The 26,150-nt window shown below is 43.3% G+C and carries 20 protein-coding genes and 2 tRNA genes; 12 read left to right on the top strand and 10 right to left on the bottom strand.

Features of this window, described 5'->3' with window-relative positions:
• The first annotated feature begins 111 nt into the window (after positions 1–111).
• On the top strand, positions 112–2,172 hold the full coding sequence (locus ACN0VI_RS11855; protein ID WP_417446940.1) for an AAA family ATPase: 2,061 nt from the start codon (positions 112–114) through the stop codon (positions 2,170–2,172).
• Between the two features lie 3 nt (positions 2,173–2,175).
• Positions 2,176–4,404, top strand: coding sequence for a restriction endonuclease (locus ACN0VI_RS11850; RefSeq protein WP_417446939.1), 2,229 nt, complete (start codon positions 2,176–2,178; stop codon positions 4,402–4,404).
• A 95-nt stretch (positions 4,405–4,499) separates the two neighbouring features.
• On the opposite strand, the gene ACN0VI_RS11845 is transcribed toward ACN0VI_RS11850, so the two are convergent.
• From ACN0VI_RS11845 to ACN0VI_RS11800, 10 genes are all read right to left on the bottom strand, one after another.
• A complete protein-coding gene (locus ACN0VI_RS11845) occupies positions 4,500–4,844 on the bottom strand; it encodes a hypothetical protein (RefSeq protein WP_417446938.1) in 345 nt (114 codons plus the stop codon).
• A 180-nt stretch (positions 4,845–5,024) separates the two neighbouring features.
• Positions 5,025–5,101: transfer RNA gene (locus ACN0VI_RS11840), tRNA-Met, on the bottom strand.
• 109 nt (positions 5,102–5,210) lie between these two features.
• Complete coding sequence (ychF, locus tag ACN0VI_RS11835) at positions 5,211–6,302, bottom strand: redox-regulated ATPase YchF (RefSeq protein ID WP_417446937.1); 1,092 nt, start codon at positions 6,300–6,302, stop codon at positions 5,211–5,213.
• A 30-nt stretch (positions 6,303–6,332) separates the two neighbouring features.
• On the bottom strand, positions 6,333–6,926 hold the full coding sequence (pth, locus tag ACN0VI_RS11830; protein ID WP_331891513.1) for an aminoacyl-tRNA hydrolase: 594 nt from the start codon (positions 6,924–6,926) through the stop codon (positions 6,333–6,335).
• Positions 6,927–7,058: 132 nt separating this feature from the next.
• Complete coding sequence (locus ACN0VI_RS11825; RefSeq protein ID WP_417446936.1) at positions 7,059–7,745, bottom strand: 50S ribosomal protein L25/general stress protein Ctc; 687 nt, start codon at positions 7,743–7,745, stop codon at positions 7,059–7,061.
• A 446-nt stretch (positions 7,746–8,191) separates the two neighbouring features.
• Positions 8,192–9,142, bottom strand: a complete 951-nt coding sequence (locus tag ACN0VI_RS11820; RefSeq protein ID WP_331891511.1) for a ribose-phosphate pyrophosphokinase — start codon at positions 9,140–9,142, stop codon at positions 8,192–8,194.
• Positions 9,143–9,205: 63 nt separating this feature from the next.
• Positions 9,206–9,280, bottom strand: a tRNA-Gln gene (locus ACN0VI_RS11815).
• Positions 9,281–9,288: 8 nt separating this feature from the next.
• Entirely contained in the window at positions 9,289–10,176 is an 888-nt protein-coding gene (gene ispE / locus ACN0VI_RS11810; protein WP_417446935.1) for a 4-(cytidine 5'-diphospho)-2-C-methyl-D-erythritol kinase, read from the bottom strand.
• Positions 10,173–10,799 (bottom strand): lipoprotein insertase outer membrane protein LolB, encoded by a 627-nt coding sequence (gene lolB, locus ACN0VI_RS11805; RefSeq protein ID WP_331891509.1) that lies wholly within the window; start codon positions 10,797–10,799, stop codon positions 10,173–10,175. The genes ispE and lolB overlap by 4 nt, the downstream gene beginning before the upstream one ends.
• 168 nt (positions 10,800–10,967) lie before the next feature.
• Positions 10,968–12,938 (bottom strand): tetratricopeptide repeat protein, encoded by a 1,971-nt coding sequence (locus ACN0VI_RS11800; protein ID WP_417446934.1) that lies wholly within the window; start codon positions 12,936–12,938, stop codon positions 10,968–10,970.
• Between the two features lie 191 nt (positions 12,939–13,129).
• Between ACN0VI_RS11800 and hemA the strand changes: the two genes are divergently transcribed.
• The 10 genes from hemA to ACN0VI_RS11750 all read left to right on the top strand — a co-directional run bounded on the left by hemA (position 13,130) and on the right by ACN0VI_RS11750 (position 26,147).
• On the top strand, positions 13,130–14,392 hold the full coding sequence (hemA, locus tag ACN0VI_RS11795; RefSeq protein WP_417446933.1) for a glutamyl-tRNA reductase: 1,263 nt from the start codon (positions 13,130–13,132) through the stop codon (positions 14,390–14,392).
• 53 nt (positions 14,393–14,445) lie between these two features.
• The gene (gene prfA, locus ACN0VI_RS11790; RefSeq protein ID WP_417446932.1) at positions 14,446–15,540 is read left to right on the top strand and encodes a peptide chain release factor 1; all 1,095 of its coding nucleotides are present in this window, start codon (positions 14,446–14,448) and stop codon (positions 15,538–15,540) included.
• A gap of 5 nt (positions 15,541–15,545) precedes the next feature.
• Positions 15,546–16,388 (top strand): peptide chain release factor N(5)-glutamine methyltransferase, encoded by an 843-nt coding sequence (prmC, locus tag ACN0VI_RS11785; RefSeq protein ID WP_417446931.1) that lies wholly within the window; start codon positions 15,546–15,548, stop codon positions 16,386–16,388.
• A 341-nt stretch (positions 16,389–16,729) separates the two neighbouring features.
• The gene (locus ACN0VI_RS11780) at positions 16,730–17,773 is read left to right on the top strand and encodes a rod shape-determining protein (protein ID WP_018625301.1); all 1,044 of its coding nucleotides are present in this window, start codon (positions 16,730–16,732) and stop codon (positions 17,771–17,773) included.
• A gap of 51 nt (positions 17,774–17,824) precedes the next feature.
• Entirely contained in the window at positions 17,825–18,709 is an 885-nt protein-coding gene (gene mreC, locus ACN0VI_RS11775) for a rod shape-determining protein MreC (protein WP_417447052.1), read from the top strand.
• A gap of 4 nt (positions 18,710–18,713) precedes the next feature.
• Positions 18,714–19,211, top strand: a complete 498-nt coding sequence (mreD, locus tag ACN0VI_RS11770; RefSeq protein ID WP_417446930.1) for a rod shape-determining protein MreD — start codon at positions 18,714–18,716, stop codon at positions 19,209–19,211.
• Positions 19,212–19,233: 22 nt separating this feature from the next.
• Positions 19,234–19,863, top strand: a complete 630-nt coding sequence (locus ACN0VI_RS11765) for a Maf family protein (RefSeq protein WP_417446929.1) — start codon at positions 19,234–19,236, stop codon at positions 19,861–19,863.
• Between the two features lie 4 nt (positions 19,864–19,867).
• Positions 19,868–21,364, top strand: coding sequence for a ribonuclease G (rng, locus tag ACN0VI_RS11760; protein WP_417446928.1), 1,497 nt, complete (start codon positions 19,868–19,870; stop codon positions 21,362–21,364).
• A 12-nt stretch (positions 21,365–21,376) separates the two neighbouring features.
• Positions 21,377–25,336 carry a YhdP family protein gene (locus ACN0VI_RS11755; protein WP_417446927.1) on the top strand — a complete coding sequence of 1,320 codons (3,960 nt, stop codon included), beginning with the start codon at positions 21,377–21,379 and terminating at the stop codon, positions 25,334–25,336.
• Positions 25,326–26,147, top strand: a complete 822-nt coding sequence (locus ACN0VI_RS11750; RefSeq protein WP_417446926.1) for a carbon-nitrogen hydrolase family protein — start codon at positions 25,326–25,328, stop codon at positions 26,145–26,147. Before ACN0VI_RS11755 ends, ACN0VI_RS11750 begins: the two co-directional genes overlap by 11 nt.
• Positions 26,148–26,150: the final 3 nt, after the last annotated feature.

Here is a 26,150-nt window from a genome sequence, read left to right as displayed (position 1 = left end):
AGTGCAACAATGCAATCTTGCATTAAATGAGCGGTTGTAAAGAAATGTGACGTAGTATACATTTGCAGAAATGGATGAAAAATGGAAGATTAATAAGAGCAGAGGTGTGCAATGAAAATAAAATTAAAAAACTGCAACAATATAGACGAAGCTGAAATTTCAATAGATCAAAATAAGTTGAATATTAGATTTGGAATTAATGGCACAGGCAAAACTACAATAGCTAAGGCAATCCTATATTCTGTTGAAGACAAGGGCGAATTAAAAAAACTAAAGCCGTTTAACAGTGAGAATAAAGCATCATCAGTTGAGGGGTTAGAAGAAATAAAAAAAGTGAGTGTTTTTAATGATGAGTTCATTAACAGTGTATTGTTCAAAGAGGAAGAGCTTGTAGATGGAAGTTTTGACATCTTTATAAAAGATAAAAAATATGATGAAAAGATAGGTATGTTACATGAAGAATTAAAAGGTGTTGCGAAAATATTTGAAGATGAGAAATATGAAAAAGTAATTGAGGATCTAAATGAAATATCAAATTGTTTCAAAACCACAAAAAGTGGCATCTCTAAAAACTGTAGTGGATATAAGGCAGTAAAAGATGCAAATAAGGTCAAAAATATACCAAAGGCTCTTGAGGTATATAGAGAGTTCATAGAGGGAGAAAACAACAATCACTGGATAAGCTGGCAGATAGCTGGAGGAGAATTTTTAAAAAATAAATGTCCTTACTGTACAAATGAAATAACAGATGAAAAGGAATTTATTAAAAAAGTAGAAGAAGAGTACGAACCTAAAGTTATCGAACATTTAAACAAGGTGGCTAAAGCTATTGAAAGTCTTGGTGGGTACTTTAGTGAAGATACTAGGAATAATTTAACGAGAATTATAGATAAAAATGATAAGTTATTAGAAGAAGATGAGGCATATATTTTATCTGTAAAGTCAAATATTGATATATTTAAAGAAAAGCTAGAAAGACTTAAGAAATTATCATTTTATAGTGTATCTGATGCAAAAAAAATAAAAGATGCTTTGGATGGGATGCAGATAGATTATAAGTCCTTAAATCACTTACAGTCAGGCATGACAAAAGAAATTATTTACTCAATTGAATCTGAGCTTGAGTCTCTTCGTAAGCAATCTGATAAATTAGATGGGATGTTAACTGATCAAAAGAATAGGCTTAAGGTAGCTATTGAAAAGAATGAAAATGAAATAAATGACTTTATGCGAATGGCTGGATATAACTATAGAGTTAGAATTAAACAGATGGGGGAAGAGTATAAGTTAGTTCTGGAGCATTTAGAAGCGAATGGAGTGATTGTTAATGGTGCATCACATTTGAGTTTTGGAGAGAAAAATGCTTTCTCTTTAGTTCTTTTTATGTATAAGTCAATATCTGAGGGGTGTGATTTATTTATCTTAGACGATCCTATCTCCTCTTTTGATAATACAAAAAAATATGCGATTCTTGAGCGGCTATTTAAAAAATCAGGGACGCTGCAAGGAAAAACTGTACTCCTTTTGACGCACGATTTCGAACCAGTAATTGATCTTATTAAAACCTTGAAAGGAAAATTTCAGCCTATACCAAATGCGAAGTTTCTTAGGAATAAGAAAGGTAAGTTGGTAGAGTCAGAAATAAGCCCAAATGATATAAAGACTTTTTACCAAATATGTCAAGAAAACATATCAAACACGAATGAAGATATATTAAAGTGTATTCATTTAAGACGTTACTTTGAAATTCTAGATGATAAAGGTTTAGAGTATAACCTATTGTCATCTTTAGTTCACAAAAAGAATAAACCAACAATTAAATCTTTAGAAAAAGAAGATAATATGACCGAAGTGCAAATCAATAATGCAATAAATAAGATTGAAAATTCAATGGAAGATTTTGACGGCTTTGATTACTTCGAAATATTAAAAAAGATTAAAGATTCAAAATATGTAATAGAAATGTATAAAAAGACATTGTCAAACTTTGAAAAACTCCAATTGTTTAGACTTCTCGAAGTTCAACAAGTTGATCCTGTATTGATGAAGTTTGTTAATGAAACATATCACATAGAAAATGATTTTGTATGTCAATTAAATCCACTTGAGTATGAATTGATACCAGATAGCATAGTAGATTATTTGGATAGTTACATTGAAGCGGAAGTATAAGATATGTCATACGATTTTAATAATATAAATGACTATGAATTTGAATTGTTAGTTGCTGACTTGTTAGCCGCAGAATTTCAATGTCATGTCGAAACATATAAGCCAGGCAAGGATAAAGGTGTAGATGGGAGATTTGTAATTAAGAAGAATGATGAAGCTATCATTCAGTGTAAGCACTGGAGTAAGTCAGGGCTAAGCAGACTTTTGACCAAAATTCAAAATGAAGAGCGAGAAAAAGTTAAAAAAATAAACCCGACTAGATATATATTTGTTACATCTTTACCATTAAGCCTTGCTAATAAAAAAAACATATGTGAAAAATTTTCATTAAGTTGCCTTGCGGAAACTGATATTTATGGGTCTGATGATTTAAATACATTATTGAGGAAGCACCCTGAAGTAGAAAAAGCTCACTATAAACTATGGATTTGCAGTACGGCCGTATTGCATAGCGTTTTAAATTCAGGAATTAAAAGTAAAAGTAAGGATTACCTAAAAAGAGTGTACGAAAAAAGAAAATTATATGTACCTACTAATAATCATAGTAAAGCAATACAAATAGTTAACTCTGAAAAAGTTCTAATCGTAACAGGAAGTCCTGGTGTTGGTAAAACGACTTTAGCAGAGCAAGTTACACTAGATCTGGTTAAAGAAAATTATGAATTGTGTATTATTACTTCAAATATAGAGGATGCTGATAGTATTTTTGACCCTAATAGTAAACAAGTTTTTTATTTCGATGATTTTTTAGGTAGTAATTATATAGAAGCAATTAATGATAAATCTGACTCGAAAGTAGTGGATTTTATAGAAAGGGTTAGATTATATAGTAATAAGAGGTTTATTCTTACATCTAGAAGTAATATATACCACTCCGGTAAGCAAGCGTCCCAATATCTTTCAGCTACAGAAACAAAGCATTTTGAATATCAAATTAACATTGATAGTCTATCACAGTTGGAAAAAGCTAAAATATTATACAACCATATTTGGTACAGTAAGCTGGATGAAGCGTACACATTGAAATTTTATGTAGGCGAGAAGTATAAAGAAGTAATTCAGCATTCTAATTTTAACCCAAGACTCATAGCTTTTATCACAGCTAAAGAAAGAGTTAAAAATTACGATGCTGATAATTATATAGATTTTGTTGACGAGAGCTTAACTAATCCTGAAATGATATGGGAGCATGTTCTTGAGAACCAGATTGATAAATTGGCTTGCAAATTGTGTATAGCAGTTTCCTTAAATGGTGGTCACATTCCAGAAAGAAAATTTATTGACACTTATTATCAATTAAGAGGCGATGTCTCAACTCCTTTTGATAATTACATTAGAAGGTATAGTGGTTCAATCTTCCTTCGAAATATATCTTTTTTTAATGTTGTGACTTATAGACATTTCGATCCCTCATTAAACGATTACATCATCCACAACTACTTTAAAGACCCGGCTTCATTACTTGAATACTTTAAATTACTAGGTACTTATAATTGTATAAAGACATTAAAATCACTTTACAATGATAAGTATATTAATAAGTCAGTTTATAATTTTATTCTAAGGGAGCTTATAGTCTATGTAGATGAACAATTTGATGAACTAAACGACTTTACTATTTATTTATTCTATACCTATATAGCGTCTGACGATAACCAAAAACTGGATTTGGTTGATATCTATTTATTAAATGCATTTGAGAAAGGTTTAATGGATATCTCTAGCATGTGTTTTTTTAATTGCATTGAATGTATAGAATACCTTAAAGATAAAGATGTTATTGATAACTATTTGGAAGTTAAAAATTCCTTTATTCCGCTTATAAACACTATTCATAGTATTGATTACTTCGTACACATATCTACCTTGATATCTGAAATTGATGACGAGGAAATTGATGAGAAATTTCATGAGAGGGCTGATGAAATTCTATGTCAGGATATAACAGATATTGTTTATCATGAAGGTTTTTGTGACCATGTCTTTAGTGAGGACGATTATGATCAGTCTAAAGTATCCTTTGATCTGGAATTCTTTTTAAGAGGAATTGGTATTGATGATACTAAAGTATCAATTGATTCTGCTCTCTCTTTCCTTGATCTTGAATCTATTATTATTTACAACAATCCCAGCGATAGTGATGAAGATGATGTACTAGACAGTCCTGAAACAAACAGCTGTAGCGATGAATTGACAGAAGAAGAGGAAATAGAAAGGATATTCTCAGGATAAAAGTGTTTATTTCAATAAGTAGACATATTATTCCATAAACCCTTTTGTGGGTCTCTTAGCAGGTTTTTCATATAGCTCCATTAATTCGCACATTATTACCTCCGTTTAGCTTTCAGTTTCTCCAATTTATTTCTTCTATTATCGATATAGTCATACATTCTAAGTGCGCGCCCTTGTAAATACCCAGCTAGTGCTAATCCTGCAAATTCAAATATAAGAAAAACAACTCCTCTCCAAATAGACAGTCTCTTTATGAAGTCTATAAATGTGTCAGAAGCAGCAGGAGGCCCTTCAAAGTAAAATCTCATAATGCTAAATAAAGGTATGAATATAAAAAGCGTTATGAATGCAAACATCATATTATTTGAAATTCTTAGCAAAGAGTCTGCGCCTTTCTCTACTCTGAGAAGGCTCATATTGTCCCATTTTTTTGATTTCATATCGTTCCCTAGCTAACGGTGTTCAAAAATATATTATCTAACCTGTTATTGGGTGTTTTGGGAAGAGATAAGTGTAAAAAAAAAGGCTTTTTATTCATCCACGCTGGACTTACGGTGGACTTACGTTTTTCAGGCAATAAAAAAGGGTTGCGCCAAAATGACGTAACCCTTTGATATATATGGTAGCTATGGGTGGACTTGAACCACCGACCCCAGCATTATGAATGCTGTGCTCTAACCAGCTGAGCTACATAGCCATAATTCAGTGGCGCGTATTTTCGTGATTTGGGGGCTTCTTGTCAAGCCTTTGTCTTTAAAAAGTCTTCCGAAAATAGCGCCTGTAGTTCTGTCGAAAAAATCCCTGCCTTAAACGTTGAATCGGAAGTGCATGACGTCGCCATCTTGGACGATATACTCTTTGCCTTCCAGTCGCCATTTACCGGCTTCTTTGGCGCCTGCTTCACCATTACCTGCGATGAAGTCGTCATAGGCGACGACTTCGGCGCGGATAAAGCCTTTTTCGAAGTCGGTGTGGATAACGCCGGCGGCCTGTGGTGCTGTGGCGCCGATTTTGACCTGCCATGCGCGAACTTCTTTAACGCCAGCCGTGAAGTAGGTTTGTAGGTTAAGTAGGCTGTAACCGGCGCGGATGACGCGGTTAAGGCCTGGCTCGTCCTGTCCGAGGTCGGCGAGGAAGTCTGCTTTGTCTTCGTCGTCGAGGGCGGCGATTTCAGATTCGATGGAAGCGCAGATTGGTACTACTTGGGCATGTTCGGTCGCAGCAAACTCACGCACCTTGTCCAGCAATGGGTTGTTTTCAAATCCATCTTCGCTGACGTTGGCGATATACATGGTTGGCTTGTTGGTGATGAGCTGGAACTTACGCATGATCTTTTGCTCATCTTTATCCAGGTCCAGAGAGCGCAGAGCGTTACCTTCGTCGAGGCAGGCTTTGGCTTTTTCTAAGATGGCCAGTTCTGCTTTGGCGTCTTTGTCACCGCTTTTAACGATTTTGGCGGTTTTCAGAATACGCTTTTCGACGGCTTCCAGGTCAGCCAGCGCTAACTCGGTGTTAATGGTTTCGATATCAGCGATAGGATCAACCTTGCCGGCAACGTGGACCACGTCGTCGTTGGCAAAGCAGCGAACCACGTGGGCAATGGCGTGCGTTTCGCGGATGTTGGCGAGGAATTTGTTGCCGAGGCCTTCGCCTTTCGACGCGCCTGCAACCAGACCGGCGATGTCGACGAATTCCATCGTTGCGGGTAAAACGCGCTGCGGATTAACGATTTTAGTCAGGGCATCAAGGCGTGGATCAGGAATCGGTACCACACCGGTGTTCGGTTCGATGGTGCAGAATGGGTAGTTAGCTGCATCAATGCCCGCATCAGTCAATGCGTTAAACAGTGTTGATTTACCAACGTTTGGAAGTCCTACAATACCGCAATTTAATGCCATGACGTCAATCTCTTTGAGTTGTGTTGCGTGTTAACTGGCGGGTGGGGTGACGCTGTGCAGACGATGCACGGCTTTATCCCAGTCGCCATTCAAAAGGGTGCCGGTTTCGCGTACCGCTTCATCAATCGCGAGGATGATGGCGTTGCGGTCTTCCGGACTGGGCTTACTGAGCACGTAGCCGGTGACCTGGCTTTTGTGGCCTGGATGGCCAATGCCGACTCGTAAGCGCATGAATTCTTTATTGTTACCAAGGCTGCTGATGGTGTCGCGCAGACCATTGTGGCCGCCATGGCCACCGCCTTTTTTCAGTTTCAATGTGCCGGGATCGATATCCAGCTCATCGTGGGCGACTAAAATCTGTTCCGGTTCGACTTTATAGAAGTTGGCGACTGCCTGAATGGCTTTGCCGCTAAGGTTCATAAAGGTGGTTGGGATGAGCAGCATGACCTCGTGGCCATCGATGAATCCTTTACCGAACAAACCGTGGAATTTGCTTTCAACTTTGAGCGGAATCGAATAGGCGCGTGCGAGTTCCTCCACATACCAAGCTCCGGCATTGTGGCGGGTGCCATCGTATTGTGTGCCTGGGTTAGCCAGACCGACAATTAACTTGATGCTGGACACTGCGCAATTTCCCCAAAGTTAAGATTTATTAAAAGGGCTTTAAAGAAAAGACCCCGAAATGGTTGCCCTTAAAAAGGATTTCGAGGTCTTATCATAGCCAGAAAAGGCCGATTTCGCTAAGCAGTCAAAGAATTATTCTTTGTCTTCGCCTTCGTCATCGCCTTTCTGTGCAGATGCTGGAACTTCTGCTGCTGCTTCATCAGCCGCTTCCGCTTCTGCTTCAGCTTCTTCATCTTCAGATGGGCCACTTGGACGAACGATGTTAGCTATAGACAAGTCATGCTCTTCGCCTTGAAGTTCTGTTAGTTCAACACCTTCTGGCAATACAAGATCAGACATGTGGATAGTTTCGCCGATTTCCAACGAGCCTAGGTCAACTTCGATGTACTCAGGTAGGTTACGTGGACGACACGCTACTTCTACGCTAGTGACCTGGTGAGAAACGATACCGCCAGCTTTAACGCCAGGAGCTGATTTCTCATTAAGGAAGTGCAATGGAACCGTCGCGTTCATGATTTCGCCACGAACGATGCGCTTAAGATCCATGTGTAGAACTTTTGGTTTAAAAGGGTGACGCTGAATGTCCTTGATCACGACTTCTTCAACAGAACCAGCGATATCCAATTTGATGATTGAAGAATAAACTGCTTCTTCATCAAGCATATTGATGATCTGGTTGTGATTTAAAGAAATAGATTTAGGTTCTTCCTTACCACCGTACACGATAGCAGGGATTAGATCTGCTTCACGACGTAGGCGGCGGCTCGCACCTTTCCCCATATCGCTACGCAATTCAGCGTTAAAAGTAAAATCGCTCATTGTGATACTCCACAAGTTGAGGGTTAGTATAAACCTGTACTTCGCGACCAAAGACAGGCATGAATTTTTGGTCTGGGGTCAATTTGACCGTGCAGGCCCAAAAATGGTGCGAAATTATACAACAGCAAGGGTGGCAGAAGCTAGGGGAAATGTGGATTTATTGGGGATAGTGTTACATGGGGGAGGGGTTTGATGGGTTACGCTTTGCTAACCCATCCTATAAAGGGCTCAACATGTTTGTCACCCCGCGGCTCGACCGCGCGATCCAGTGCCATTTGAGAGGAAGAGCAGATTCCAAATCTAGTTTGGAATGACAAGCTTGTAGAGGCGGGGAGTAGGGGCAACTCATGAGTACTCAATGGGGCGGCTCTTGTCCGTACAGAAAAATCAGGCAATAAAAAAGCAGGCGCGAGGCCTGCTTTTAGGATGTTGCTGAACCGAGAATCTTAGTCTAGAAACATGGTGGAGATGGATTCTTCGGTGTTGACGCGTCGAATCGATTCGCCCATAAGTGGTGCCAGGTCGAGGATTTCTATGCGGTCACATTCCTGCGCTTCTTTCGATAGCGGGACAGTGTTGGTGACGACCAGGCGGTCTAGGCTTGAGCCGTTGATGTTGTTGATGGCGTTGCCGGATAGGACTGCGTGGGTGGCATAAGCGAAAACGCTTTTGGCACCGTGGTCTTTCAACGCTTGTGCTGCCTGGCAGAGAGTACCGGCGGTATCGACCATATCATCAACAATCACGCAATCACGTCCTGATACATCACCGATGATGTTCATGACGCTGACTTCGTTAGCGCGTGGGCGACGTTTATCGATAATAGATAAGTCGGCGTCGTCGAGGCGTTTTGCGATAGCGCGTGCACGAACCACACCGCCAACGTCTGGCGAAACAACCATCAGGTTTTGGCCTGCGATATTGGATTGGATGTGTTCGAGAAGTACTGGAGTGGCGTAGACGTTGTCTACTGGAATATTGAAGAAGCCTTGAATCTGGTCTGCGTGTAGGTCGACGGTGAGTACTCGGTCGAAACCTACGCCGCTGATCATGTCGGCGACGACTTTGGCGCTGATTGGAACTCGCGCTGAACGTACGCGACGATCTTGACGGGCGTAACCATAGTAAGGAATTACTGCGGTGATACGCTTGGCGGATGCACGTTTCAGTGCGTCGGCCATGATGATGAGTTCCATCAGGTTGTCGTTAGTCGGTGCGCAAGTAGATTGAATTATGAAAACGTCTTTACCACGAACATTTTCCAAAATTTCGACGCTGCATTCGCCATCGCTAAAGCGTTCGGTATGCGCTTTACCAAGTGGCACGTTTAAATAATTAGAAATTCGTTTGGCGAGATCGGGTGTGGCATTACCACTGAAAAGCATTAAATCAGACATCGAAAAGCCCTGTAACATTAGCCCCAAAAGTTACAGCAAGCAGAAAAAACTGGGAAGAGAAAGTGGCAGGGGTAGCTGGATTTGAACCAACGAATGGCGGCATCAAAAGCCGCTGCCTTACCGCTTGGCGATACCCCTGCAATTTTTTACTTTATCAGCGGGGAGGCGTTGATACCTCTAGCTTCTAAAGTTAGCCAGCGCTGCTTGCACAGAGCGGCTATTTTACGGACTTCTCGCTCGTTGTCAAAGGTTAAGAAGAGACAACTTCCGGTTCCGGTTAGCATCACTTTTCCGTATTGAGACAGATGCCCAAAGGCTTCTTTTATCTCCGGATAAAGTTCGAGAACCAGTGTTTGCATGGCGTTGTAACCAACTTCAGGCAAACTCCCTTCGCGAGTGGCGCGTAATTTAATGGGTTTGTCGTTTCTTGTCAACGCTGAATGTGAAAAAATTTTGCCGGTGTTCACATGAACGTTTGGATAGACAATGAGATACCACTTTTCGGGGATGTCGGTGTTGGTTAAAAGTTCGCCAATCCCTTCTGCCCAGGCGCTATGACCATTAACGAAAACCGGAACGTCGGCACCTAATTGGCGGCCAAGATCAATTAATTGCTGCTGATCGAGATGTAAATCCCAGAGATGATTGAGGGCAACTAAGGTGGTCGCCGCATTGGAGCTACCGCCACCAAGACCGGCCCCGGATGGCAATCGCTTGGTCAGTTTGATATCCGCGCCGCAGCGCTGTTTGGCTGAGTCCTTGCAAAAGGGCTGCAAGATTCGAGCGGCTTTAATGACCAGGTTCTGCTCGCTGGGCACTTCGTTGTAGTCGCTGTCTAAGGTCAGCTCGCCAGTATTGTTCGGTTTAATCCAGAGGTCGTCGCCGAAGTCTAATAATTGAAACAGGGTTTGCAGTTCGTGATAGCCGTCCGGGCGTTGGCCCAGTACGCGAAGTTCTAAATTGAGTTTGGCTGGCGAGGGCCAATAGCTGTAGCCCTGATCATCGAGACTGCCGGTTGCAACGGTGAAACTCATAAGGTCAGATCCCAGCTGCGTAGTGACAATATGATTTTGTTTTCGCCTTGCGTGATTCTGATTTTTTGCGGCAGGGATATGGTGTGACCATGTTGCCAGGGGTGGCTGTCGTATTTTTGGAATAGCACCTGATAGTCCTGATAGTTCAATTCCTGCAAGGTGCCATCGACGTTGATTTTGAGATCGTCGCGATGGATGCCGGTGGGTAAACCCAGTACCCAGTCCTGCAAATAATGGATGGGTAAGTTCCAGCCGAGCACATCATATAGAAGCTGTTCGGCGTTGTAGCCTTCAAAGTGTTGCTCATCACCGGTTTTAAGTGTGGTTAGTTGCGGCGTGATATCGAGCAGCGCGTAGGTAGTGCCAAAGGTGCCGTACATGCGAATGGTTAAGGTGTCGCGCGATTGCTGCTTCCACATTATGCTGCTTGAGAAACTGTCATCGGGCTGGCTGATGCCGATGCGTCCCTGAGTAGTGAAACCTTTGATGGTCTTCAAAGCCTGATACTGCTTTTGCCACAGCGGGTCATCCCAGACGGTGGTGTCCTGTTTTTCGGGCAGGGTTTCGCAAGCGGTCAGTAATAAAGCGAAACTGATTAATAGTGTGCGCAGAGATAAACTCATTCAATGGCTCTCATTCTTGTAGTGTTGACATTCAGTAGACCGTTAAACAGATAGGACTGAAGGAGTTCTATTCAGTTCCAATGGGCGAGATTATGCCTGTTTTTAGGGCGGCTTGCATCTTTGGGAACTTAGGTTTGAATGTGCAGGTTATATTTTTGTGGGCTTTTATTACCCGGCGTTTTGGGCTTCAGGGAAACGTTGCAGGACTTCCATCAAATAGGGGTTATTCGGATTCTGGTTTAGAGCCCTTTGCCAGATTTCTGTGGCTTTTTCCTTTTCGTTCATGACCCATAAAACTTCGCCTAAATGAGCGGCTACTTCGGGTAATGGCTGCTTTTGGTAGGCCATTTGCAGGAATTCAAGGGCTTTTTGCAGGTTGCCGAGTCGGTATTGTACCCAGCCCATAGAGTCTAGAACGGCGCTGTTTTCGGGATCATGCTGATAAGCGGCTTCCACTAAACGCTGGGCTTCGTCCAGAGAGCGGTTCATATCAGCCAGGGTATAGCCCAGTGCATTCATGGCGTCATGGTGATCCGGCTGAAGGGATAATATGGTGCGCAGGTCCTGTTCCATCTGTTGGAAGTAGCCTAAGGGCTCGCCGGCCAGTGCCTTGACGTACAGCAGGTCGAGATCATCCGGGAAGCGTGCGGCTTCTTTTTCGAGCATCATATAAGCTGACAGGTGGCTATCGCGAGCTTGTAACATGCCTGCGCCAATGATGGTGATCTCTTTGTGCAGTTGATCGCTGTCAGCCTGGGCGCGAAGTTGGTTGATTGAGTCAATCATTTCCTCGACTGACTGCACCTGATTAAGCAGTTGTAGCTTCTGGTAATAGAGAGAGGTTTTATTGGGTTCGACCTGCAAAGCACTTTCGATGCGCTCTGCCGCCAGTTCGTATTGCTGAATCTGGGTTAAAAAGCTGATCTCAAATTGCAGCAGGCGCTGTTTTTCCTGCAAGCTGACCATTTGCTGGGCCTGTTGCAGGCTTTTCATGGCATATTGCCAGTTGCCCTGTTCATGCAGCAGGTGCGCCAGACGAGTACGGGCAGTATAAAAGTAGTTACCCGGAGGCACCATTTCATAACAGCTGATCGCACGAACCGGATCCTTGTTACGTAATGCTGAATCGGCGCAGTAATAGCTTGTTATGTCTTTTTTGAAGTTTTTACGCGCAAGTTGCCAGAAGTTATCCGAACTTTCTTGGTAAGCTTCCAACGCATATTGGCTGCCAGCCATTAAGAATTGGGCCTGATAATTTTTTGGTTCTTTGCGCAATACTTGCTGAAAAGCCAGTATCGCGCCGCTGTAATTTTTCTGGGTATACAGTAGTTCGCCCAGCTCAAAGGTTTGTTTACTGTTGAGGCGCTTACTTTCTACCACGCTCATCAAATAGTCAGCGCGTTGCTCATTCGACTCTATCGCCAGGGCTTCACCCTTCAACTCGATGGCTGTCAGGAATTTATTATTTTCTGATAACACCCCATCCAGCAGTCGATGGATACGGGCTTGATAAAACTGTGGGTTGTGGCTGTTAAGTAAAAGATAGGCCTCAAGTGCTTTTAGCACGGGATGATTGAGGCGCTCAGATTCTTGATTGAAGTAGTGAATGAAGTCAGCATTGTCCTGATAGCTGGTGACCTGTGTCAGTTGGTAAAGTTGTTCATCCATAGAGGGCGGTAATAACTTTAGTAGCAGGTGTAACTCGTCATTGGCGGTTGCATAGTCTTCTGTTGCGACCGCGGTCAGCATTTTGACTTTATGGGCATCGGGATCCTCTGGCGAATGTTTGAGCCAGATGCTTAATGCGTAATTGACCTGCTGATAGTTGTGTTTTTCCAGAGCGGCAACTGCTGCGCGACGAGCCAAAGCAATACTGCCGGTGCGCTCGGCTGAGTCTAGAAAGTTGCTTTGCGCAATATCCTCAAGGTTCTGTTGAGAAGCAATATTAGCCAGCAGAATACTGAAATACAGTTGGCTACGCTGATCCGCTGACATATGGGAAATATCAGGATAGGTCGCGTGGTCGTGGGCCGGTTCCAGATCATTTTCCGCTACCATGGGCTGCTTGCTGGAACAGGCGGCTAACAGGAGCAGGGTGGCGAGCCATTGTATAAGAAGGATATAAAAACGCTTATTCATCCTTCAATCCTACAATCTCTTTATAACAAGAGGTAGGAATAATTTGTCATATTAAGTAAATTCTTATCAACATAACTGACTTTTTCGATTAGCGGACATGACGGCTCAGTGTTATAATTCGCGCCAATTATAAGCCTTTGATTTCTCGTTATTTTTAGGCTGGGCTGCAACAAATCAACCGTTTCTTATCTATGTCATTGATTGCATTAGGAATTAACCATAAAACTGCCTCCTTAGCTGTGCGCGAAAAAGTCGCGTTCGCCGATCATGAATTGGGCGAAATCATGGCTGAGTTGGCGGAAGCCCTGCATCAATGCGAAGTAGCGGTGTTATCGACCTGTAATCGAGTCGAATTTTATGTGTCCAGCGATGATCAAACTCCAGAACAGCTAAGAGAACAGTTGCTGCATTGGCTACAGGTCAAAAAACAGTTGAATGAAGATTTGCACTCGGCGATTTATTGTCACGATGAAGATAAGGCAGTGTTGCACCTGATGCGCGTTGCCAGCGGTCTGGATTCGATGGTCCTTGGCGAGCCGCAAATTTTAGGCCAGCTCAAAGCCAGTTATCAAAAAGCGCGTCGTGCCGGTACTATTAATCAGGTCATGGAACGTTTGTTCCAGAAGACTTTTTCGGCGGCTAAGCGTGTTCGTCATGAAACCGATATCGGAACCAATCCAGTGTCGGTTGCCTATGCGGCGGTTAGTTTAGCGAAACACGTTTTCGCAGATTTTTCTAAGCTGACGGTGATGTACGTTGGCGCTGGCGAAACCATTGAGTTGGCCGCACGCCATTTGCAGCAGCAGGGCGTTGGTAAGATGATCATGGCTAACCGCACGCTGGCCAATGCTCAGAAACTGGCAAAAGAATTCGAAGGTAAGGCGATTGGCCTGGAAGCGATTCCACATTATTTATCGCAGGCGGATATCGTGATTTCATCAACTGGCAGTATGTTGCCGATTATTGGTAAAGGCATGGTTGAGCAGGCGGTTAAAGAGCGTCGCCGTCGAAGCATGTTCATGGTCGACTTGGCAGTGCCACGTGATATTGAAAGCTCAGTGGGCAAGCTGGATGATGTTTACCTTTACACGGTTGATGACTTAGAGGGTGTGATTCAGGAAAATATGCAGGCGCGACAACAGGCTGCCGAGCAAGCCGAGCATATTTTGCAAAATTTTAGCGATGAATTTCGTCAGTGGCAACTGGGTCGACAAAAACACGATACGGTTCGTGAGTTGCAGCAAAAATATTCAGACGTTGCACAGAATGAATTGCAGCGTGCTAAAGCGCAACTTGCCAATGATGGCGATCCTGAGCAGGTGATGGAGCAGCTGACGCATCGCTTAACGAAAAAGTTTTTGCACCAGCCATTAGTCTGGTTGCGCAATGAGGACGACGAAGTGGATACCCATGAGGTGATCCGAAAGTTGTTCGATTTGGATGATGATCATTAACTATCGATTGAGCCTGAACATTTCAGGCGACAGCATACAATAACAAGGTTTATATGTTACAAGATTCAATCATTGAAAAATTACAAGGTCTGGTCGATCGCCACGAAGAAATTAGTGCTTTGTTAGGCGATCCGGATGTGATTGGCGATCAAAATAAATTCCGCGATCTGTCAAAAGAATACTCGCAACTGGAAGAAGTGGTGAATACCTTTCAACGCTATGAAGAAGCGGAAGAGAGCCTCAGTGCAGCGGAAGATATGTTGAAGGATGATGATCCTGATATGCGTGAGATGGCGCAGGAAGAGATGAAAGAGGCCAAAGCGCAGATCGAAAAGCTGGAAGTGGAAATGCAAAAACTGTTGCTACCACGCGATCCGAATGACGACAAAAATACCTTCCTTGAAATTCGTGCTGGAACCGGTGGCGATGAAGCGGCAATTTTTGCTGGTGATTTGTTCCGTATGTACAGTAAATATGCCGAGAAAAAGCGCTGGCAGGTTGAGGTGATCAGCCAGAGCGATGGCGAACATGGTGGCTATAAAGAAATCATTGTGCGCATTAGTGGCGATAGCGTTTATTCGCATTTGAAATTTGAATCCGGCGCGCATCGTGTGCAACGGGTTCCGGAAACAGAATCACAAGGTCGTATTCATACTTCAGCCTGTACCGTCGCAGTGATGCCGGAAGCGGATGAATTGGATGCGATTGAAATTAATTCGGCTGATTTGAAAATTGATACCTTCCGCGCCTCCGGTGCGGGTGGTCAGCACGTCAACAAAACTGACTCGGCGATTCGTATTACTCACTTGCCTACCGGAGTTGTGGTCGAGTGTCAGGACGAGCGTTCGCAGCACAAAAACAAAGCCAAAGCGATGTCGGTACTGCAAGCTCGATTGAACGCTGCCGAACAGGCCAAAGCTCAGTCGGAACAGACTGAAATGCGACGTAATCTGGTGGGTACTGGTGATCGTTCGGATCGCATTCGTACTTATAACTTCCCGCAAGGTCGCATGACCGATCATCGTATTAATCTGACCTTGTATAAACTTGACGAAATCATGGAAGGCGATATCGATCAGATCGTTGGCCCGCTTATTCAAGAGCATCAGGCTGATCAGTTGGCGGCGCTGTCAGGGCAAAGTTCATAACTGCAATGAAAGCGCTAAGCGTTGCCCAGGCCCTGCTCTGGGCCAGGCAGCAACTCGAAGCAATGGATGAGGCTGCGCTAGATGCTGAGATTTTATTGGCTCACGCCATCGACAAAAATCGTACCTGGCTGAAAACCTGGCCAGAGTATATCCTTTCCGAAGATCAGGCTTCCCGTTTCGAAGATTTTATCAGTCGCCGCCGCCAAGGTGAGCCGACTGCTTATATCATTGGTGAACAAGAATTCTGGTCACTGACTTTTAAAGTGACTCGCGATACCTTGATTCCGCGCCCTGAAACTGAACTGTTAGTCGAGCTAGCGCTACAAAGAATTCCGTCAGATCAGATGTACACCATTGCAGATTTAGGAACGGGCAGTGGAGCCATCGCTCTGGCGATAGCCAGCGAACGACCACAGGCGACAGTGTGGGCTTTGGATATGAGTGAGCCTGCTTTAAAAGTTGCCCAGGCTAATGCTGAAAGTAACCAGATTGATAATGTTGCCTTTGAGCAGGCTAGTTGGCTCAGCGAGTGGCAACATGGTTTGCTTGATATGATCGTTAGTAATCCTCCCTATGTAGCTCCCAATGACCCACATTTGGCCGATTTGGTCTATGAACCAGTAACTGCCTTAGTTGCCGAAGATAAAGGTCTGTCCGACATTCGAGAAATCACTCAACAGACAACCGGGCATTTAAAGCCAGGCGGGCATTTATTGTTTGAGCATGGTTTTGATCAAGGTGCAGCCGTTCGCGAGATTTTGCAGCAGGCAGGTTATGAACAAATCGAAACCGTCAAAGATTATGCGGGACTGGATCGAGTGACCTTGGGCTTATGTTCAAAGGGCTAAAATTACGACTAATAATGATAAAGAATATGGATGCTGTGCTGTTGAACCAAACCCCTTAGGAAGTGTCTGTTTATATGGGGATTTTATGCGCATTACTATCATTCCAGCTAAAAGCCATTACCGCTTCACAAAAATATGTGAAGCAATAGGTTTTTAGCTTGCTCACACAGGTCAGTATTGTTAGAGTAGCCCGATTGGGTAAAAAAGCATATAAGCCTTGCTATTACTGGCGTTTGAGCCAATTCAAATAGCACAGCTTGGCTCTATCTTGTTGCGGCAATAACCAGAGCCTGAATCCTATAATCATCCTTATATTTGAAATTAACGAGAAATTTCCTTAGATGTTTAATAAATTACGTGGTTTATTTTCAACCGACTTGTCGATTGATTTGGGGACTGCCAACACTTTGATTTACGTCCGTGACCAGGGCATCGTTTTGAACGAGCCTTCTGTGGTTGCGATTCGTCAGGAACGTGCTGGCGGGGCAAAATCAATTGCGGCAGTTGGTGAAGCTGCTAAGCGCATGTTGGGTCGTACACCGGGCAATATCGTTGCCATCCGTCCTTTGAAAGATGGTGTGATTGCGGATTTTGAAGTGACTGAAAAGATGCTTCAGCACTTTATTCGCAAAGTTCATGACAACACCTTCTTCCGTCCAAGCCCTCGAGTTCTTATTTGTGTTCCTTGTGGTTCAACTCAAGTTGAGCGTCGTGCGATTAAAGAATCAGCCTTAGGTGCTGGTGCGCGTGATGTATTCTTGATTGAAGAGCCGGTAGCAGCTGCTGTTGGTGCAGGTTTGCCAGTGGGTGAAGCTCGTGGTTCTATGGTGGTCGATATCGGTGGTGGTACTACTGAGATTGCGATTCTGTCATTGAACGGAGTGGTTTATTCGGATTCAGTACGTATTGGTGGTGACCGCTTTGATGAAGCTATCATCGAATACATTCGCCGTAACTATGGCACTATTATTGGTGAAGCAACGGCTGAGCGCATTAAACATGAAATTGGTACTGCTTATCCGGGTACTGAAGTTCGTGAATTAGACGTTCGCGGTCGTAATCTTGCTGAAGGTATTCCAAGAAGCTTTACCATTAACAGCAACGAAGTATTAGAAGCATTACAAAACCCATTGCACGGCATTGTGCGTGCGGTGAAAACAGTATTGGAGCAATCGCCTCCAGAGCTAGCTGCAGATATTTCTGAGCGTGGTATGGTATTAACGGGCGGTGGTGCCTTGATTCGCGATATTGATCGCTTGTTGATGGAAGAAACCGGTTTGCCGGTGATTGTCGCCGAAGATCCATTGACCTGTGTTGCTCGTGGTGGTGGTAAAGTTCTTGAAACAATCGATGAGCATGGCGGTGATTTGTTCTCATACGATTGATTTTTAAAGAAATATTGACGAAAATCGGGCACTTACAGGCCCGATTTTTGTATCTGCTTCAGGAGTCCAGTTATTAAGAACCTATTTACGCGGGGACCATCGTTAGTCTTGCAGCTGATTATTACGCTGTTGCTTGCGTGCGTCTTGATGGTTTTGGACTATCGCTATGGCTATTTAACCAGCGCGCGTAAAGCGACTGCTACCTTTCTCTCGCCTTTGTATTATCTCGCTAATTTACCCAATGAGATTGCTGCCTGGGCAGATAACAATATTGTCAGTCGTAATGACCTGATTGACCAGAACCGTCAGCTTAAAGATGAGGTTTTGATCTTGAAGGCGCAAAACCAGCGCTTGATTGGCCTTGAGTCTGAAAATGCTCGTTTGCGTTCCTTATTAGGTTCGTCGCGTTCTTTTCGCGGTAAACGCTTAATTGCGGAAGTTTTGAATATTGATAGCCAGCGTTTCTCTAACGAGCTGTTGTTAAACAAGGGGTCTGCAGACGAAGTGTTTGTTGGTCAGCCGGTGGTGGATTCTGAAGGAGTCATGGGGCAGATCGTTGAAGTGTCCTTGACCACCAGTCGAATGATTTTGTTAAACGATCAGAAGCATGCCATACCAATCCGAAATGATCGCAATGGGGTTCGCGCCATCGCACAAGGCGATGGGCAATTACTGTTCCTTCGACATCTGCCGAATACCACTGACATCCGCGAAGGGGATCTGTTATTAAGCTCAGGTTTGGGCGAGAAGTTCCCCGATGGTTATCCCGTTGCCAAAGTAATTTCAGTGACTAAACAATCTGCTCTGCCTTATGCGGAGATTATGGCTGAACCAACCGCTAATATTAATACCGCCAATCATGTTCTGTTGTTATGGCCTTACGAGCCAACCATTGATGCCGTTGACGACAACCCATTAGAGTCATCGGAGAAATAGTGGCATGAAGACGATGAAGAATGAAGTTAAACACGGAACCTGGATCATTATCCTGAGCCTGATCATTGGCATGCTTCTGGATATCTTTCCGTTGCCAGAAACCTGGCAGTCATTTAGACCCAGCTTTACCTTTTTGATATTTAGTTATTGGGTAATTGCGCTGCCGCATCGAATTGGTTTGTTGTGGGCATTTATTACCGGTTTAGCGCTTGATGCCTTGTTGGGTACGACGCTGGGCTTACACAGTTTTGCGCTGGCTTTCCTGACCTTTATTCTGCAACTTAATCATCAGAGACTGCGTTTGTTCCCGCTCTGGAAGCAGGCTCTTACTATGGTTCTTTTGAGCGTTATATATTTTGCTATTGTTTTATGGCTGGCGAGACTGACTGGCAAGCCTGAAAGTGATAGTTGGTACTGGATTGCAACTTTGACTAATGGGTTGCTGTGGCCTTGGCTGTTTGTTCTATTGCGTGATATTCGTCGTTATTTTCGTGTGGTCTAAGCACATTGTTTAAGGGGGCTTGATGTTTGAGCAAATTTACCTGGCTTCTGCTTCGCCGCGCCGTAAAGAATTATTAACTCAGTTGGGTGTGTCATTTATTCAAGTGGCTAACGATTTTGATGAAACGCCACTGGGCGATGAGTCAGCTGAAGATTATGTGACACGACTAGCGATTGGCAAAGCGCGCTCTGCGCAACCTTTTTGTGATCCGAATAAATCCCTACCTGTTCTCGGTGCTGATACGATTGTGGTATTAAACGGTCAGTTTCTCGGCAAGCCTACGGACCTGAATGAAGCAAAATCGATGCTCAAGCAATTATCGGGGCACACCCATCAGGTTTTTAGTGGTGTCAGTCTTTGCTATCAGGATAAAACGATCTGGCAAGTGTCAAAAAGCGATGTGACTTTCAGCCAGTTAACTGAACAAACTATAGATGCCTACTGCGCTACCAAAGAGCCATTAGGCAAAGCTGGTTCATACGCGATTCAGGGCATTGCTGGTAGCTTTGTTAATGGCATCAATGGTAGTTACAGCGGGATTGTTGGGTTACCATTGTATGAAACCAGAATTCTGTTAGATCAGATGCAGATCAGGCATTTGCTCTCACCCCAGCTTTCACCTCAGCTCTTACCTGAAGCAGGAGGTCGTTAAAATCATGCGTGATGAAATTTTAATTAATGTCACCCCCCAGGAAACGCGTGTTGCGTTAGTGGAAAATGGTGTCTTGCAGGAAGTGCATCTTGAACGAACCACCAATCGTGGCATTGTCGGCAATATCTATAAAGGTATTGTACGTCGTGTGATGCCTGGCATGCAGGCTGCCTTTGTTGATATAGGCCATGACCGTGCCGCTTTTTTGCATGTGGCTGATATTATTGCCATTAAGAATGATGAAGAAAAGCAGGCGGTTGAAGGCTCGGAACTTCTCGACAAACAGGACGCAAACGAAGCCGATATTGCAGCCTTGCTGCACGAAGGACAGAAGATCATTGTTCAGGTCATTAAAGATCCCATCGGCAGTAAAGGCGCTCGTTTAACCACGCATATTACTATCCCTTCCCGATTCCTGGTGTTGATGCCAGACAATCCTCATGTAGGCGTTTCACAACGAATCGAAGATTTAGATGAGCGGACACGACTAAAAGATTTATTAGCTGATACGGACTTCGGCGGTGAAACGGGTTATATCATTCGCACGGCGGCTGAGGGTGCAAGTGACATTGAGCTCGATCGTGATGTGAAGTTTTTATCGAAGCTGTGGAGCGGGATCAGTGAGAAGGCAAAGACCACTAAAGCGCCACAACTGATTCACGAAGATTTGGCGTTAGAACTTAGGATCATGCGTGACATTATTGAAGATGATATTGAGCGCGTGCGTGTGGATAACCAACAAAGCTTTAAGCGCATACAAAATTTTGTCATGGAGTTCTTGCCCGAAATTAAAAATCGAATAGAGCATTATGAAGGCGAACGTCCAATTTTTGATCTTTACAATATTGAAGAAGAAATCAAAAAAGCATTGGAGCGAAAAGTACCCTTAAAGTCGGGTGGTTATTTAATTATTGATCAAACAGAAGCCATGACTACAGTTGATGTCAACACCGGTGCTTTTATTGGTCATAAGAATCTGGAAGAAACGATCTTCCGAACCAATCTTGAAGCAGCGACGGCTTTAGCGCGTCAGCTACGCCTGCGTAACCTTGGTGGTATTATTATTGTCGACTTTATTGATATGCAAGATGAAGAGCATAAACGACAAGTGCTAAGAACGCTGGAAAAAGCTGTTGAGCGCGACCATGTCAAAACCTCTATTTCCGAAGTGTCAACTTTGGGTCTGGTTGAAATGACGCGTAAGCGTTCACGCGAAAGCCTTGAACGTTTGATGTGTGAACCCTGCCAGCAATGTAATGGCCGAGGCTTTGTTAAAACACCGGTCACGATTTGTTACGAAATATTCCGAGAAATCAGTCGAGCATCGCGTGCCTATGATGTACAAAAGTTTCTCGTGCTGGCTAATCAAGAAGTGGTGGATTGTTTATTGGATGAGGAAGCCAGTAGCTTGGCCGAGCTAGAAGTGGATATTGATAAACCCATTCGCTTGCAAGTTGAAAGTTTATATTCACCCGATCAATTTGATGTTGTATTGATGTAACCCGGAAATCAGATGGCAAAAGGCTTAATCACATTCGTTCGAAGATGGCTGACCAAATTACTGTGGTTAGTATCGATCATTGTGATCTTGTTTGTGCTATTGGTTTCAGTGGTAAAGCTGATTCTTCCCTATTGGCTCGATGATAAAGATACAGTTATTGAACTGGTTGAAACACAAATTGGTGGTGAGTTCGATTACCAACAATTAGTGGTGGATTGGACCCGCTTTCGACCGACTATCTATTTAGAAGAACTTAGCTGGGAAAATGATGACCATACCTTGCGCGTTGATAGTTCACGTAACACCATTGAGCTTAATCTATGGCAGAGTTTGATTGATGGTTATTTAAAAACTGAAAGTGTTGAGATAAATGGCATTAATGTTATGTACACATTGCCTGATTCAAGCCCAGCATCTTCTACAGATTTTTCTCTCGACTCTCTTCGCCGCACCTTAGAAATGAATCCTGAGATCTTGCAACAACGTAAGATTTCAATTCGAGATCTGGCATTAACCCTTCGTAATCAGGGAAATAGTCGCACTTTAGTTGCGCCCATGGTTCGTTATGAACTAATGGGTCATGAGCGACAGTTGATTATTGATACAAGAGGAGAATTATTTTCCAGCGGACGCTTTGTGATAGAAGCTCAAGGGCAACCCTTTAAGAATACTAACCCTACCGATCTCTATGTATCATTAGAAGATACTGATGTTAAATCTCTAGCTCAGTTCTTAAACCTCAAGCAAGAGTTTCCAGTCGATCTGATTAACCTTGAGTTATGGCTAAGCTATGAAGGTGACAAGCCTGTTTCTGGCTACAGTAGTTTTATCGCATCCGGTGATCAATCGCGAGTTGCGGAGCTGGAAGGTGCGATTAAATTTGATTCTGATAGTGATGGCTTCAAGCTATTTAGTGATCGATTTAAATTAGTACAAAGAGACGAAGATCAAAACTTGCATAGCTTTGACAGTGATTTTTTGCTGCAAAAAAAGAAGCAGTCGCAAAAAGACGAATGGTCAGTTTCGGTTGATAATATTCCTATTAGTTACTTGCTAACGGTGGTAAAACCCTTTTTATTGTCAGAGCACTTGGAGCTAGCCAATGGTCTGGAACCGCAAGGCCATATAAATCATTTCGAATTGTTAGCAACACATAGCGAAGAATCATTTAAAGCAGAACAAGCCGATATTGAGTTAAGCAATCTGGTTGTTAAAGAGTACCTGAATATTCCTTCGCTCGAAATTGATCAATTGCAGATTGCCGATGAAAATAGTCAGTGGCGAATTAAGATTAACAGCCATGATTCACAGTTTGCTAAAAGCGACTGGCTAAAAGCACCGGTGTATCTTGAGCAGTTAGTTTTTAATGGATTAGTGGAACTGGATGAAACGATCAATATTCACGTTGATGAGTTAGTCATTAACAACCAGGACCTCGATATTAAAGCCCAAGGTATGGTTAGCCTGCATCAAGACGATAGCGGTGAGACTGATGCTGAAGTCGCTTTATACGCTGAAGCTAAAGATTTACAAATTGCCGAGCTGTATAAGTATTGGCCGCGAAAGGGCATGAACAAGAAGTCCGTTGACTACTTAGACATGAGCTTGCAGGGAGGCGTGGTTGAACATGCAAAGTTACTGTGGCGGGGAGGAGTTGAAGCCTTTCCGTATCCGGATGCCAGCGGTCAATTTTATGTTGAAGCCAAGGTTCGTGATGCGCTATTTAAGTTTAATCCTGAATGGCCGCAGGCCGAGCAGATTAATGCAGTGGCGATTTTCGATAATGATGAAATGCGCATTGTGGCAGAATCAGGTGAGTTACTAGGTAGTAAGGTTAATAGTGCTTCAGCGACCATAGACTCTTTTAGCAAAGATATTTCAATACTGACCATTAATGTTGATGCGAATGTTAGCAGCCAATCTTATGCGAAACTTCATCAGAACTCACCGATAAAGGATAAACTTGGAGAAGCTGTAACTGACTTTGTTATTGCTGAACCGATTAACCCCAATTTAGAAATAACTATTCCTCTAGGAAATGATGTGCCGGCCAGTATTAAAGGTGCTATTCCACTGAGTGACCACACTATCAGCTATAAAGATTTTCCGGTCAAATTAAGGCAGGTCAATGGACTCATTCATTTCACAGATGATGGTGCTTACTCAGAAGGGCTTCGAGCCACCATTTGGGATAATCTATTTTCGATTAACGTCAAGGTTGATGAGTACACCAATGACTCCGATCTAGTTAAAATTGATGCCAACTCTGACTTTGCTATCAGTAAGATATTTTCCTCTCAAAAAATCGAATCACCATTAACCATCAATGGTTTGAGTAAACTTATCGTTCGCTATCGAATCGACCAGCAAGAAAAACAATCTTTGATTGTGCGAACTGACTTGAAGGGTACAGAAATTATTGGTCCGGATTGGCTAAGTAAAGAAAAAGATGATACTGCAGATGTGTTAGTGACACTGTTTGAATCCGCTGGCAAGGTTAATAGCAGAGCAATTTATCGGAATACCATATCTTCTCAGTTATCGTTTACAACTGACAGTATGAATGATCTTAATGGGGTGATTGCTCTAGGCAATATGGCGACGCAAAACATACCAGCGCCAGAGGAGGGTGTTGCCATTCGCGGTCAGTTCAATGAGATAAAAAGTTATGACTGGATTAATAGTTTACAGTTTAAAGGTGAGCAGTCTTTCAAGTGGCCACGTTGGATTGACCACATTGATGTGAGAACACCCTTGTTTGATATCGCAGGGCAAAAGCTGCATGAAGTGCATTTAACGGATGAGGTGCTGGCTGGCGAATACTTACGATTCAAGGTTACAGCAGAAGAAGGTCAAGGAAGTTTAACGTTGCACGAAGATGGTCGGAAGCGGGTGCAGATTGATGAGTTGGATATTAAGTTAGAGCCTTTTAGTAAATTATCCGAAAGCGGGATTTCTTTAGACAAAGAGGCTTTATATGATTGGCAGCTAGAGTGTGCCTCTTGCCGAATTAATGGAATTGATACGGGCTTTTTGACCTTAGTAACACAAAAAGCAGAAGGCGGGGTGACCATTCAAGGCGATAGTAAAATTGAAGGTTTATTGTCGGCTTATCTTGAAGGCAGCTGGCTGGGTGATGTCAGTACCGTTAAAATTAACTTTTCCTCTCCGAATGCAGGGCGATTACTGCAGCGCTGGGGTTATGGTGACGGTATCCGCGACACCAGTACTAACGGTGATCTTGAATTAAGCTGGTCTGGTGGCTGGCATAAGTTTGAGCTTAATCAAAGCAACGGAACTTTCAATGTTAGTACGGGTGAGGGTGTTGTTCGGGAGTTGAGTGACAGGCAAGCCAGGGTATTCAGTTTGCTATCACTGCAAAGTTTACGCCGCCGCTTGTCGCTGGATTTCAGCGATCTGTTTGAGGATGGTTTTTTCTACGACGCTATCAATGGTCGCTTTACCATTAAAGAAGGCATCGTTCATAGTGACAATGTTTCGATTAATGGCGCTACGGCAGATGTTAGTATTACAGGATATACCGATCTGGTTAACAATAAGGTTGATCAGAATGTTTTAGTTATTCCTAAGTTAGGCTCAAGTTTGCCGGTTTTAGCAGGGTGGGCAATCGAACCAACTACTGGTTTAATTATGTTGCTGATTAATAAAATTTTCGAGCCGGTACTGGATGTTGTTGTGAGTATTGAATACAAAATCAAAGGTGATCTCGATAATCCTGAAGTGATTGAGTTGGATAAGAAATCAAAAGAAATTGTGATTCCGGATGAAGAGCTTTTAGAAGAGGCTGAGGACCAACCGATCCTAGATAGTGAACTGATAAATGAAGAGGAAAGCCTCGAGTCTGATACTCAGAGGAGCCAAACCGAGCAATTAGCTATTGAAAAGGAAGTGCAAGCGCAAGAAGATGGAAGACCAAAACAAATACGCGAGGACGATGGTAATGATAAGTAGCGTAAAGGTTGCTTCAATTCAAATGACCTCATCCAGTGAGGTAGATGACAATCTTGCAAAAGCAGAGAATCTGATAGAGTCTGCTGCAGAGCAGGGTGCTCAATTGGTTGTGTTACCCGAAAGTTTTGCTTTGATGGAAAAGTATCATGGGCAAAAGCTTGAGCACGTTGAACGCGATGGCCATGGAAAAATCCAGGACTGGATGTCTTCGCTGGCCAAGAAGTTAAAGCTGGTGTTGGTCGGTGGTACCATAGCCGTTGAGTCTGAGGTTGAAAACAAACCTTATGCGCGTTGCTATGTTTATCAGGAAGACGGTAGCCTTCTGACTCATTACGACAAAATTCATTTGTTTGATGTGTCGGTGAAAGAAGGTGAGAGCTACTCAGAATCATCCAATACACTGGCTGGCTCAGACCCTGTGGTGTTTAATTGGCAAGGTATTACCTTTGGTTGCTCCGTCTGTTATGACTTACGATTTCCTGAGTTATACCGTTACTATCAGACACACAATGTTGATGTTATTCTGGCGCCTTCAGCATTCACCCTCGCTACCGGCAAGGTTCACTGGAAACTGTTATTACAGGCGCGGGCGGTAGAGAACCTGGCTTTTGTGGTTGCTCCAAACCAAACCGGCACTCATGATAATCAGCGAAAAACTTTCGGTCATAGTATGGTGGTTGATCCTTGGGGTGACGTTATTGATGAGTTGCAAGAAGATGAGGGCATATCGATCGCAACCTTAAACATCAATAAGATTGGCATGATCAAAGAAAAATTCCCTGTGCATCTGCACCGCAAATTAATGAGTTAATTA

This window comes from Kangiella sp. (genome assembly GCF_048265365.1).
In the GTDB taxonomy this organism is placed as follows: domain Bacteria; phylum Pseudomonadota; class Gammaproteobacteria; order Enterobacterales; family Kangiellaceae; genus Kangiella.
The sequence above is the reverse complement of the archived record's forward strand: the minus strand, read 5'-3'. Positions and strand labels throughout refer to the sequence as shown.